The sequence below is a fragment of the Limnobacter sp. SAORIC-580 genome (assembly GCF_013004065.1).
In the GTDB taxonomy this organism is placed as follows: Bacteria; Pseudomonadota; Gammaproteobacteria; order Burkholderiales; family Burkholderiaceae_B; genus Limnobacter; species Limnobacter profundi.
Genome location: NZ_CP053084.1, coordinates 2,254,432 through 2,266,899, shown reverse-complemented (window position 1 = coordinate 2,266,899; position 12,468 = coordinate 2,254,432). Strand labels below are relative to the sequence as shown.

9 protein-coding genes are annotated in these 12,468 nt (G+C 55.3%); 3 read left to right on the top strand and 6 right to left on the bottom strand.

Translation table 11 applies throughout. From position 1 onward, the window contains the following. The first annotated feature begins 86 nt into the window (after positions 1–86). Together HKT17_RS10605 and cueR are read left to right on the top strand one after the other, a co-directional pair. The gene (locus HKT17_RS10605) at positions 87–2,327 is read left to right on the top strand and encodes a heavy metal translocating P-type ATPase (protein WP_240965773.1); all 2,241 of its coding nucleotides are present in this window, start codon (positions 87–89) and stop codon (positions 2,325–2,327) included. A 2-nt stretch (positions 2,328–2,329) separates the two neighbouring features. Then, positions 2,330–2,749 carry a Cu(I)-responsive transcriptional regulator gene (cueR, locus tag HKT17_RS10600; RefSeq protein WP_105029566.1) on the top strand — a complete coding sequence of 140 codons (420 nt, stop codon included), beginning with the start codon at positions 2,330–2,332 and terminating at the stop codon, positions 2,747–2,749. A gap of 5 nt (positions 2,750–2,754) precedes the next feature. On the opposite strand, the gene HKT17_RS10595 is transcribed toward cueR, so the two are convergent. Genes HKT17_RS10595 through HKT17_RS10570 form a run of 6 tightly spaced genes read right to left on the bottom strand, consistent with a single transcriptional unit; the run spans position 2,755 to position 10,962 of the window. Beyond that, complete coding sequence (locus tag HKT17_RS10595) at positions 2,755–3,525, bottom strand: ABC transporter ATP-binding protein (protein ID WP_171099976.1); 771 nt, start codon at positions 3,523–3,525, stop codon at positions 2,755–2,757. Continuing rightward, entirely contained in the window at positions 3,522–4,517 is a 996-nt protein-coding gene (locus HKT17_RS10590; protein ID WP_171099974.1) for a FecCD family ABC transporter permease, read from the bottom strand. Before HKT17_RS10590 ends, HKT17_RS10595 begins: the two co-directional genes overlap by 4 nt. 56 nt (positions 4,518–4,573) lie before the next feature. Beyond that, the gene (locus tag HKT17_RS10585) at positions 4,574–5,173 is read right to left on the bottom strand and encodes a TetR/AcrR family transcriptional regulator (protein ID WP_105029564.1); all 600 of its coding nucleotides are present in this window, start codon (positions 5,171–5,173) and stop codon (positions 4,574–4,576) included. Then, on the bottom strand, positions 5,157–6,641 hold the full coding sequence (gene adeC / locus HKT17_RS10580) for an AdeC/AdeK/OprM family multidrug efflux complex outer membrane factor (protein ID WP_171099972.1): 1,485 nt from the start codon (positions 6,639–6,641) through the stop codon (positions 5,157–5,159). The genes HKT17_RS10585 and adeC overlap by 17 nt, the downstream gene beginning before the upstream one ends. A gap of 1 nt (position 6,642) precedes the next feature. Beyond that, positions 6,643–9,777, bottom strand: coding sequence for an efflux RND transporter permease subunit (locus HKT17_RS10575; protein ID WP_105029562.1), 3,135 nt, complete (start codon positions 9,775–9,777; stop codon positions 6,643–6,645). A 24-nt stretch (positions 9,778–9,801) separates the two neighbouring features. Then, positions 9,802–10,962: an efflux RND transporter periplasmic adaptor subunit gene (locus tag HKT17_RS10570; protein WP_240965772.1), complete on the bottom strand. Its 1,161-nt coding sequence runs from the start codon at positions 10,960–10,962 to the stop codon at positions 9,802–9,804. A gap of 186 nt (positions 10,963–11,148) precedes the next feature. Between HKT17_RS10570 and HKT17_RS10565 the strand changes: the two genes are divergently transcribed. Then, positions 11,149–12,453 (top strand): NAD(P)/FAD-dependent oxidoreductase, encoded by a 1,305-nt coding sequence (locus tag HKT17_RS10565; RefSeq protein WP_171099970.1) that lies wholly within the window; start codon positions 11,149–11,151, stop codon positions 12,451–12,453. Positions 12,454–12,468 lie beyond the last annotated feature (15 nt).

The window sequence follows — 12,468 nt, the reverse complement described above, 5'->3', positions numbered from 1 at the left end:
AGCTTCCAATCATGGTAAGGTCAAGGCATTGACCTTGACATGGTGTTAAGGTTGAAAATGCTTCCATCACACCATGGAGAGCAAGCATGAATTCCAACCCGTCCAATACCATCGACATTGCTGTGGGCGGCATGAGCTGTGCCTCATGCTCCAGCGCTGTCGAAAAAGCCTTGTTGGCTACGCCTGGTGTCATTGGCGCAACGGTGAACCTGGCCACCGAGAAGGCCCGCATACAACTGGCCAAACCCGATCTGTTGCAAAACGCGATCGAGGCCATTCAAAAGGCAGGCTATGACGCGGAGCCAATTGAAACTGCCAGCCAGCCAAGCTCAGCAGGCGCATCCAGAGCGGGTTCGCACCCCACAAAACAAAATGATCATGAAGGCACGATGGTGTTGTGGGGCGTATTGCTCACCTTGCCCTTGGTGTTGCCCATGGCAGGAATGCTGTTTGGCAAGCACTACATGTTGCCTGGCTGGATACAATTGCTTTTGGCCAGCCCGGTGCAGTTTTGGTTGGGCGCCCGTTTCTATCGGGGAGCATTGAAAGCAATTCAAAACCGCACGGGCAACATGGACCTTCTGGTGGCCATTGGTACTTCTGCGGCATTTGGTTTGTCGGCTTACATGTTGGGCGAGGGCAACCCGCATTTGTATTTCGAGGCGTCTGCCGCTGTGATCACCTTGGTGATGTTGGGCAAGTGGCTGGAAGCACGCGCCAAGCGGCAAACCACTGCAGCCATTGCTGCGTTGCAAGCCTTGCGGCCCGACACCGCCACAGTGATTCAGAACGGGCAAGAAAAAGTGCTGCCGATTGCCAGTGTGGCGGTGGGCATGCAGGTGGTGGTGAAGCCCGGTGAGCGAATTCCGCTGGATGGCCGTGTGCTGGAAGGCGAAGGCCATGTGGATGAGGCCCTGATTACCGGGGAAAGCCAGGCGGTTGAGAAATCTCCGGGAAGCCTGGTGACCGGCGGTGCTGTGAACCTGGATGGGCGCTTGTTGATTGAAGTGAGCGCTGTGGGTGCTGAAACCACGCTGGCCAAAATTATTCGCCTGGTTGAAGACGCGCAAGCAGCCAAACCTGACATTCAAAAGCTGGTGGACAAGGTGAGTGCCGTGTTTGTACCCGTGGTGTTGGTGATTGCGGTGCTTACCTTGTTGTATTGGGTGTTTTTGGCTGAAGGTGGCAACCTGGAGTTGGCCATTGTGAATGCGGTGGCTGTGTTGGTGATTGCATGCCCTTGCGCCCTGGGTTTGGCCACACCCACCGCAATCATGGCAGGCACGGGCGTGGCGGCGCGCCATGGAATCCTGATTAAAGATGCACAGGCGCTGGAGCTTGCTCACCGAATTAACACCGTGGTGTTTGATAAAACCGGCACCTTGACTGAGGGCAAACCATCTGTGGGTGCAGCAGTGCCTTTTAACAGCAATAGCCTGCACAGCTTTCTTGCCAAGGCAGCAGCTGTTGAAGCGGGCAGCGCTCACCCGCTGGCCGCAGCTGTGCTGGCCTATGCGCAAGGGCAGGGCGTTCAATGGCCTGGGGTAAGCCAATTGCAGGACCAGCCTGGGCGTGGTGTCAGTGGCATGGTGGATGGCACACGTGTGTATGTAGGTACTGCTCGATGGATGCGTGAACTGGGTGTGCCGGAATCGGCGTTGAGCGCGGTGAACCAAGCCTTGCCAGACAACGCACCCACCCATGCTTGGGTTGCTGAAGACCAGCAAGGTGAAGTGTCCTTGCTGGGGGCCTTGGGTTTTGGTGATGCCTTGAAAGCAGGCGCTTTTGCAGCTGTGCAAAATTTGACCAATTTGCGGGTGAAATCTGTGTTGTTGACAGGCGACTCCAGGGCGAGTGCCCAACGCGTTGCCCAGGCGCTGGGTATTTCAGAGGTGCAGGCTGAACAATTGCCGCACAACAAGAGCGAGGCAGTGGCCCATTATCGCCAGCAGGGCCAGGTGGTGGCCATGGTGGGCGATGGAATCAACGATGCGCCTGCGCTGGCAGCTGCGGATGTCAGTTTTGCAATGTCCAGTGGCACGGAGGTGGCCATGCATGCAGCCGACATCACGCTGATGCGACCTGACCCCGCCCTGGTGGCTCAAACCATTGATATTTCCAGACGCACCTACAACAAGATCAAACAAAATCTTTTCTGGGCTTTTGTGTACAACGCAGTGGGAATACCCTTGGCCGCGATGGGACTGCTTAACCCGGTGGTCGCAGGCGCAGCCATGGCTTTGAGTTCAGTCAGTGTGGTCAGTAACGCCCTGTTGCTGACTCGCTGGAAACCCAAACTATTGAAACCTGAAACAGAGGAGTTGTGAACATGTACGCAGAATGGACACGCAAAGATTGGTTCACGATTGGCGAAGCGGCCATGGAATCGGGAATCACCGCGAAAATGATTCGGCATTACGAAATGGTGGGTTTGCTGCCCGAGGCCAACCGCACCGAGGCTGGTTATCGTTTGTACAACAGCCGGGATTTGCACTTGCTGCGTTTTATCCGGCACTCACGTGACCTCGGTTTTTCCATCAAGCAGATTGAGGAATTGCTTGGCCTGTGGCAAGACAAAACGCGCCCAAGCCGGGAGGTCAAAAAGCTTGCGCAATCACACCTGAATGCACTGGAAGCGAAAATTCGCGAATTGAATGCAATGAAGGCCGAACTGGAACGCCTGGTTCACTGTTGCAAAGGTGATTCTCGGCCCGACTGCCCGATACTTGAAGGGCTGGCTGCTGAATAATCAGATCAGTGATTGCCGGGAACCACCGCAATATGGCCTGACTCTGTTTTACTGACTGTAACTGGAACGCCGTACAGTGCGCTCAAGGTCTCGGAGGTGATTACCTGATGGGCGGGGCCAAGCGCAAGCACGGCACGCCCTTTCAGCAAGCAAGCGGTGGCATTTACTCCCAAAGCATCTTGCGGGTTGTGCGTGCTCAGCACCACACTTTTCCCGGCAGCTGCAAGCGATGCCAGCGTGTGCATTACCTTGGCCGCATTGGCAAAGTCGAGATTGGCGGTGGGTTCATCGAGAATCAGAGTTTGCGCACCCTGACACAGGGCACGCGCTATCAGCACCAGTTGTTGTTGCCCGCCGGAAAGCAGATTGAAATCTCGTAGTTTCAATTCACTGATGTCCAATTGTTCCAGAGCATTGTGCACCGCTTGATGGTCGGCCTGTGTGGGGCCACCGAACAAACCCCAATGCGTGGTTCGGCCCATCAACACGGTATCCCACACGGAAAATCCGAGATTGTTGGCATGGCTTTGGGGCACATAAGCCAAGTGCTTCGCCAATGCCGGTGACGCCAGGTTTTGCAGGGGAGCGTTGTTGATCAGCACCCGCCCTGCGCAAGGGGGAATCAAGTTCAACAGCGTTTTTATCAGTGTGCTTTTGCCGCTGCCGTTGGGGCCGAGCAGGCAAAGTATTTCGCCTTGTTTCAACTCCAGGTTAACGTGCTCGACCACTGCACAGCCCCCGTGGCCCACCGACAGGTTTTCGGTTTTCAGGCTCATGAACTGGCTCCCGCACGCCGCAGCAGCAGTCCTAAAAAGAAGGGTGCACCCACCAGCGCTGTCAAAATACCCAACGGTATTTCTAGATCACCCAAACTTCTCGAAGCGGTATCAACCAGCAACAAAAACAGTGCACCCATCACGATCGACATGGGCAACAGACGAGCAAGGCTTGGACCCACCAGCAGGCGTGCTGCGTGGGGAATCAACAATCCGATCCAGCCGATGACGCCAGCCACGGCAACCACCGCGCTGGTCATGATGGTGGCAAGCGCAATCACGGTAATTCGAAGGGGTTTGACTTGAACTCCCAAAGCGCTCGCCTCAGCTTCGGGCAGGCTCAGCACATTCAGACGCCAGCGCAGCAAATACAGCACCGAGCAACCCACCAGCACCACTGGCGCGACCACCCAAACTTGTGCCATGTGCATGCCGCTTAAACTGCCCAGCAACCAGAAGGTAATGGCTGGCAATTGATCGTAAGGGTCGGCGAGAATTTTCAATAAAGAAGTGATTGCCCCAGCCAGTGAACCCAGCACTACGCCGGTCAACACCAGCACCAGGGTTCGGTCAGCATGTTGAATCGCTTTGCCTAGTGCAATCACCAATGCCACTGCGGCAATGCCACCTGCAAATGCGAGGCTTTGCACACCCAGGCTGGGCAGGCCCAGAAACAAACCCAGAACGGCACCCAGCCCAGCGCCCGAGGACACACCCAAAATATCGGGCGACACCAGCGGGTTTCGAAACAGAAGCTGATAAGCCGCGCCAGCTGCCGCCAAGGCAGCGCCCACTAAAATGGCACCCAGCGTGCGGGGTAGTCGAATGTCTTGAACCACTTGCACTGCCATCGGTTCGCCGGTACCCAGCAAGGCATGCAGGCTATCGAGAAGGCTCAGGGGATAAGCGCCCAAGGTAAGCGACAGTGCAGCAAAGCCGATCAAAATGATCAGCAGCAAAGGCAGGCTGTAGGGGAGGACAGCTCGTGGCATGTGGGGCGCGGCAGTGAAGTAGAGCCCGAGTATACCCCAGGCCTGCCGCGCCAATCTCAGCTTTGAAGCATCTGCTGAATCACACTTTTCAACACACGGGCAATGTCGTCAGCCTTCATGTCCGGGTCGCGTATGGCGCGAATTTGAAGTCCGTCGAACAGAGCCATCAGAATGGTGGATTTCGCAGCCAGATTGAGCTCGCAGGGTGGTGAGTCTTTCAAGGGCTGAATGCCTTTGATCAGATGCGTGACCTTCTCTCGAATTACCGCGTCGGTACCTTGAACCGTGGCGGCAATTTTCGGGTTTCGTGCGGCCTCTGCCAAAATTTCCGTATCCAGTTCGCTTCGGTCAATGCGCCGTTGCACACCTTCATCCACCGTGCCCAGCATGGCTTTCAGAATGTCTTTCTCACCTTGAATTTTTGCGATTCGCTCAAGCGCCTGGTCCAGGTCACGCTTGACCATGGCTTCAATAATCGCTTCCTTGCTTTCGAAGTAGTTGTAGATGTGCCCGGCACTCATGCCAAAAGATTTCGCAATCTCGGACATGCTGGCACCGTGAAAACCGCTTTTCCTGAAACACTCGGCTGCTGCATCCAGAATTTGCTGGCGGCGAAGTTCCGCCTTACTGGTCATGGTTTTAGCCTCGTTGATCATTGTTGCTTCCTCCCGATGTGTAGCCACTTGCCAGGTTGGCGTCACTCTCTGTCCAGCCACCGCCAAGCGCCTTGTACAAGGTCACCAGGTTGGCAGTGCGCGCCAGTCGAACTGCGATCAGGTCTTGTTGGGCAGAGTAAAGCGCTCGTTGCGAATCGAGGACATTCAAATAGCTGTCAATGCCGCGTTTAAACCGGGCCTCGCTCAGTTTGTAGCTTTCCGAGGTGGCCTCCACCAAGGCATTTTGTGCATCCAGTTCTGCATCGAGTGTGCCCCGTGCAGCCAAGGCATCAGCCACTTCACGGAATGCGCCCTGTACTGTTTTTTCATATTCAGCCAATGCAATTTGCTGATCTTTTTTTGCGACCTCGAGGTTGGCACTGTTGCGGCCAGCATCAAATATCGGCAAGTTGATTCTGGGTATGAAGCTCCAGGTGCGTGAGCCTGATTCAAACAGGCCATCCAGCGAGGAGCTGGCAGTGCCTGCATCAGCGGTCAGGGTAATGCTGGGAAAAAACGCGGCACGGGCTGCGCCGATGCGCGCATTGCTGGCTTGAAGCAAACGTTCGGCCGACTCCACATCGGGGCGGCGTTGCAATACCGCGGAAGGAATGTCAGCGCGAAGTTCAACCATGGCGGCGGCACCCTCCAGGTTGCTGTCGGGCAGCAATTCTTTCGGAATGTTTTTGCCCACCAGCAGCTCGAGCGCGTTGCGGTCTTGGGCCACAGCACGTGTAAACCGGGCCACATCGGCGCGGGACACTTCGACGCTGGTTTGAGCCTGGCGCAAATCAAGTTGAGAGGCCACACCCAAATCAAAACTGCGCTTGATCAAATCGTAGGCGTCACGCTGGTTCTTCAGGGTGTCTTGCGCCAGTTCAAGCAAGGCTTGATCAGAGGCCAGGGTGAGGTAACTGGAGGCCACCTCCGCGATCAAACTGATTTGCGCGCTTTTGCGTGCTTCTTCTGTGGCCAGAAAACGCTGCAAGGCCTCTTCATTGAGGCTGCGCACCCGGCCAAATAAATCGAGCTCATAGGCAGCAAAACCCACTGTTGCGCTGTACTGTTTCGGGGTGGCACCGCCAGAGCGACCGCCGCTTAAGTCAGCGGGCAAGCGTTGCCGATTGCCTTCACCATCTGCAGAAATCGTGGGGAATAAATCGCTGCGTTGCACTTGGTAAAGCGCGCGTGCTCGCTCAATATTCAGCGCTGCAATTCTTAAATCCCGGTTTTCTTTCAAGGCCAGTTCAAGCAGTTGCTCCAGGCGCTGGTCCACAAACAGATCTCGCCAGGCCAGGTCAATCGCGGCCTGCGCTGTAGGGCTGTCGGCCTGGTAGGCCTCACCCTTTGGCCAGTTGCTAGCCACTGGCGCAGCAGGCTGTTCATAGGTGGGAGCCAGCGTGCCGCAACCGGCCAGGGCCAGTGCAAACACCAGCGGAGTGCATGTCCAGAATTGAATTTTATTCATATCATTCTCCTTGCGCGGTGGCATTTTTCTCGGCCCGTTTTTTGCCAAACAAGCGGGTGACCACCACAAAGAACATGGGAACAAAGAAAATGCCCAGCACGGTTGCAGAAATGGTGCCGCCCAGTACGCCGGTACCAATCGCGTTCTGGCTGCCCGAGCCTGCGCCAGTCGAAATAGCTAAGGGCACAACGCCCAAACCAAAGGCCAGCGAGGTCATGATGATGGGGCGCAAACGCATGCGTACCGCATCCAGTGTGGCTTCCAGCAAATCGCGGCCCTGGTCGAATTGCTCCTTGGCAAATTCAACAATCAGGATTGCGTTTTTGGCTGACAAACCCACAGTGGTCAGCAAGGCCACCTGGAAGTACACGTCGTTGGCCAAGCCACGGCCGCTGGCCGCAAGCAGGGCACCCACCACACCCAGAGGCACAATCAGCATGACTGCGAAAGGAATGGACCAGCTTTCATATAGCGCTGCCAGACACAAAAACACGATCAGCAAGGAAAGCGCATAGAGCAGTGGTGCCTGCGAACCCGACTGCCGTTCTTCGTACGACAAACCCGTCCACTCAATGCCCATGCCCTCAGGCAAGTTTTCTGCAATCGCCTCCATGGCGTCCATGGCGTCGCCTGAACTCATGCCGGGTGCCGCCTGTCCCTGAATTTCAACAGCGGGAAGACCGTTGTAACGCTCAAGGCGTGGAGAGGCCATGGACCACTCTGCTGACGAGAAGTTGGAGAAGGGCACCATTTCGCCGTCGCTGTTGCGCACATAGAACCGGTTCAGGTCTTCGGGCAACATGCGGAATGGCGCATCGGCCTGCATGTACACGCGCTTCACACGACCTCGGTCCAGAAAGTCATTGATGAAACTGCCACCCCAGGCCGAGGTGAGCGTGTCGCTGATTTCTGCAACACTCACACCCAGAGCCCCCGCTTTTGCATTGTCAATATCAAGCTGATATTGCGGAGTGTCGGCAGTCGCATTGGGGCGAACACCCGTCAATATCGGGTTTTTCGCGGCTTCGCCAATCATGCTGTTACGGGCCTGAATCAGCGCATCACGGCCCAAACCGGTGCGGTCTTGAATAAACAGGTTAAAGCCGGAGGCATTGCCCAATTCCCGAATGGCTGGGGGTGCAAAGGCAAAAGCTTGTGCTTCTGGCCAGCTTGCGAATTCAGCCGAGGCACGTTGAACAATGCCAGCCGCGGAGTTTTCTTTGCCGGGGCGTTCACTCCAGTCGCGCAGCCTCACAAAGCCAATGCCGGAGTTTTGTCCGGTGCCCGAGAAACTGAAACCTGCCACGGTGAACAGGGACTTCACATTGTCACCTTCCTCATTGAGGAAATAGTCTTCCATCTTGGCCAGTACCTGCAAGGTTTGTTCTTGCGTGGCACCCGCCGGCAGTTGCACCTGCGTGAAGAAGACGCCTTGGTCTTCATCGGGCAGGAATGAAGTGGGCAAGCGGGTGAACATGAAGGCGGTAACAGCCAACAGGCCACCGTAAATAATCAGGTATCGCCCCGACTTGTGCAGCATGCGCCCCACTGCGCCCTGGTAGCGTGCGTTGCTTGAATCAAACTTGCGGTTGAACCAGCCGAAGAATCCTTTTTTCTCGTGGCTGTGGCCTTTCTCAATGGGCTTGAGCATGGTGGCGCACAAGGCCGGTGTCAGCACCAGTGCAACAATCACCGACAAGGCCATTGCCGACACAATGGTGATTGAAAACTGCTTGTAAATAACGCCTGCCGAGCCCGGGAAAAATGCCATGGGCACAAACACCGCCGACAGTACCAAGCCAATACCCACCAAGGCACCGGTAATTTGGTCCATCGATTTTCGTGTGGCTTCCAAAGGCGACAAACCTTCCTCGGCCATCACACGCTCCACGTTTTCAACCACCACAATGGCGTCGTCCACCAGCAGACCAATGGCCAGTACCATGGCAAACATGGTCAGTGTGTTGATTGAAAAACCAAATGCAGAAAGCACCGCAAACGTACCCAGCAACACCACGGGCACTGCAATGGTTGGAATCAGCGTTGCTCGGAAATTTTGCAGGAACAGGTACATCACGAGGAACACGAGAATAATCGCCTCGATCAGGGTTTTGACCACGCCTTCAATGGAAATTTTTACAAATGGCGTTGTGTCGTAAGCCACATCCCATTCCATGCCTTCGGGAATCAAGGGAGTGATGCGCTCCATCTCGGCGATCACGCCCTCTGCAGTGTCCAGTGCGTTGGCACCGGAGGCCAAACGAATACCAATACCGGATGCATTGCGTCCGTTCCAGCGGGGCAAAATATTGTAGTTCTCACTGCCGTAATCAATACGTGCCACGTCTTTCAGGCGCACAGTGGCGCCATCTCCAGTGGTTCGTAAAATGATTTGCTCGAAGTCTTCGGGTGTTTCAAGCAAGGTTTGTGCAGTGATGGTTGCAGTCAGTGTTTGACCCTTCACAGCCGGTGCACCGCCCAATTCACCCGCAGACACCTGCGCGTTCTGGGCCAGCACGGCATTGCGAATATCGCCGGGCGTCACCTTGAACTGATTCATCTTGTCGGGGTTCAACCAGATGCGCATGGCATAGGGGCTACCAAACACCTGTACCTCACCCACGCCGTTCACGCGGCTCATGGTGTCTTGCACATTGGTGGTGATGAAGTCGGCCAGTTCGGTAGAACTGTATGCACCATCCACGGCTGTGAAGGCGATCACCAGCAGGTAACCAGCTGAGCTTTTAGTCACCTGAATACCCTGGCGTTGTACCGCATCGGGCAGCAAGGGCACAGCCAGGCTCAATTTGTTTTGAACTTGCACCTGTGCAATGTCCGGGTTGGTGCCAGGCTCAAAAGTCAGCTCGATTCGCAGTCGACCGGTGGAGTCACTGGTGGATTTCATGTAGCGGAATCCATCCAGGCCAGTCATTCGTTGCTCAATCACCTGGGTGACCGAGTCTTGCAGGGTTTCAGCAGAGGCACCTGGGTAGGTGGCTTGAATGGTGACGGCGGGCGGTGCAATGGCCGGGTACTGCGCCACAGGCAAGTTGAAAATGGCCAACGCGCCGGCCAGCATGATAACTATCGCGATCACCCACGCAAAAATGGGGCGATCAATAAAAAATCGGGACATGGTACTACTCCTGCCAGGCGTTGTTTACTTGTTCTCAGAGTCGGAAAGGATTTCCACTTCCTGACCGGGACGAACTTTCTGGATACCTTCGACAATCAGGCGATCACCTGCCTGAAGGCCTTCTGCAATCAACCATTGGTCGCCAATGGCCCTGGCTGTCTCTACGCTGCGCTTTTCAACTTTGTTGTCCTGGCCTATTACGAAGGCAGAAGGCGCACCGGTTGCATCGCGCATAATTCCCTTTTGCGGCACCAGAATACCGTCTTCGCGCACACCTTCTTCAAGTGAGGCTCGAACATACATGCCGGGCAACAACTGTTGTTTCGGGTTGGGGAATACGGCGCGCAGTGTCACTGTGCCGGTGTTTTGGTCCACGGTTACATCGCTGAACTGCAGCTTGCCTTCCTGCGCGTAGCTGGAACCATCTTCAAGTTTCAGTGTGACTTTTGCCGCGTCCTTCCCGGCGCTTTTCAATACACCACTTTCCAGGTCGCGCTTGAGTTGAAGCAGTTCGCTGGTCGATTGTGTCAGGTCCACATAAATGGGATCCAATTGTTGAATGGTGGTCAGCGGGCTGGCTTGCCCCTGCTGTACCAATGCGCCCGGTGTAATGCTGGAGCGGCCAATTCGACCGCTGATGGGTGCAGTCACTTTCGTGTAGTTCAGGTTGATTTGTGCCGATTGAACCGCGGCTTTGCCCGAGGCCACATCCGCTTCAGCCTGTTTCAAGGCGGCATAAGCATCATCGCGTTCTTGCTGGCTTACGGCATTGAGCTTGGCCAGTTCCTGGAAGCGATTATTTCGAATTTTTGCGCTGGTGAGGTTGGCTTCCGCCTTTTCGAGCATGGCTTTGGCACTGGCATATTCGGCCTGGTAAGTGGAGGCATCAATTTGATACAGGGAGGTGCCTGCTTTCACATCGCCACCCTCCTGAAACTGGCGTGCCTTGATAATGCCATTCACTTGGGGGCGCACCTCGGCGATGAGGTAAGGGCTGGTTCGGCCAGGCAATTCGGTGTAAAGCGACACTGGCTTTGCAGCCACCTCAAACACGCGAACTTTGGGCAAAGCGGGGGCAGCCGCGGCATTTGCACCGCCTTCTTGACTGCCGCAACCGGCCAGGGTCAACGTGCCAACAGTCAACAAGGCGCTGGTGCCCAGCGCCATTTTTCTTTTATTAATCATGGTACTACCTCGAAATTAACAATGCGGGAACAGTAAGTAGACTAGAATTCTGAATGAACGTTCATTTTTTCATTGAAAAAATTTGCTGTCAAATTGGGGTTTACCACTGGGCAGGAATGAGATTTGCTCAAAAGCCCTCTTGGGCTTCTAATGTGATCAATCAGTTTTATATCAGGGGGAAAAGATTTGGACCTTTCATCAATCGTGATTGTCGGCGGCGGTGCAGGTGGCCTGGAGCTGGCCTGCAAACTGGGGCGCAAGCTGGGCCCTGACCGCGTTACCCTGGTCGATGCCAAGATGTACCACATCTGGAAACCGTCGCTGCATGAAGTGGCGGCCGGTACGCTGGACATTCACCAGGAAGGTTTGTCCTATCCCATGTTGGCCCACAACAATGGTTTTAACTTTGTACTGGGCGCTATGGAGGGGCTGGATGCCCACGGCAAACAGCTTGAAATTGCAGCGGTTCGTGACGATGTGGGCGATGAGGTGCTGCCCAAGCGCGTGTTGCAGTTTGGAACGCTTGTGATTTCCGTGGGCAGTCAATCCAATTATTTCGGCGTGAAAGGTGCGCAAGACTTCACCATCTCGCTGGACGGGCCGCAACAGGCCGAGAGCTTTCGCTTGAAAATGCTCAAGCATTTGGCCACGCTCGATTTGCGCAAAAAACTGGATTCATCGGCAAGCCTGGACATTGTCATTATTGGTGCAGGTGCCACGGGTGTTGAGCTGGCCGCCGAACTGCGGGAAGCCAGCCATGTGCACAGCCGTTACGGTTTTAGCGGAATTAACGCAGCCAGCGATGTAACCATCACCATTCTGGAAGGAGCTCCCAGCATTCTGCCTGTGCTGCCAGAAAGTGTGTCGAGCGCCGCCTTGCGTTTGCTCGAGCAGCGCCACATTACGGTGGTCAACAATTGCAGGGTGGTGGAAATTTCATCCAAGCAAGTGGAGGACGCCAGTGGTAACCGATACAAAGCTGATTTGTGCGTGTGGGCTGCCGGCATTAAGGCACCTGCCTGGCTGGCCAATTTGGGTTTGCCTGTGAACCGCAACAATCAGCTGGAAGTGGAGGGCGATTTGCGGGTCAAGGGTCAGCACCACATTTTTTCGCTGGGTGATTGTGCGGCCTGTGTGCAACCCGATGGCAGTATGGTGCCGCCCCGTGCGCAATCGGCGCACCAGCAGGCGGATTATATTTACAAAACCATCATGAATGCAGAGCGAGGCAAGCCAGCTTTGAGCAAGCCTTATTTGTACAAAGACCATGGCTCTTTGGTGTCGCTGGGTTCTCGCAGCTCGGTGGGCAGTTTGATGGGCGGATTATTCAAAGCCAGCAGCATGTTTGTGGAAGGTTTTTTTGCACGCAGCATGTATGCAAGTTTGCACTTGATGCATCACTATGCGGTGCTGGGCGGCATGAAAACATTCTTGTTGGCCATGGCGCGTTTTCTGCTCAAACGCGCCACACCCCTGGTGAAGTTGCACTAAGCCAGAATCGGCGGG

Excerpts from the sequence above, each read along its gene's own strand:
- HKT17_RS10605 (WP_240965773.1), top strand. The coding sequence starts at position 87 with ATGAATTCCAACCCGTCCAATACCATCGACATTGCTGTGGGCGGCATG.
- cueR (WP_105029566.1), top strand. The coding sequence starts at position 2,330 with ATGTACGCAGAATGGACACGCAAAGATTGGTTCACGATTGGCGAAGCG.
- HKT17_RS10595 (WP_171099976.1), bottom strand. The coding sequence starts at position 3,525 with ATGAGCCTGAAAACCGAAAACCTGTCGGTGGGCCACGGGGGCTGTGCA.
- HKT17_RS10590 (WP_171099974.1), bottom strand. The coding sequence starts at position 4,517 with ATGCCACGAGCTGTCCTCCCCTACAGCCTGCCTTTGCTGCTGATCATT.
- HKT17_RS10585 (WP_105029564.1), bottom strand. The coding sequence starts at position 5,173 with ATGATCAACGAGGCTAAAACCATGACCAGTAAGGCGGAACTTCGCCGC.
- adeC (WP_171099972.1), bottom strand. The coding sequence starts at position 6,641 with ATGAATAAAATTCAATTCTGGACATGCACTCCGCTGGTGTTTGCACTG.
- HKT17_RS10575 (WP_105029562.1), bottom strand. The coding sequence starts at position 9,777 with ATGTCCCGATTTTTTATTGATCGCCCCATTTTTGCGTGGGTGATCGCG.
- HKT17_RS10570 (WP_240965772.1), bottom strand. The coding sequence starts at position 10,962 with ATGATTAATAAAAGAAAAATGGCGCTGGGCACCAGCGCCTTGTTGACT.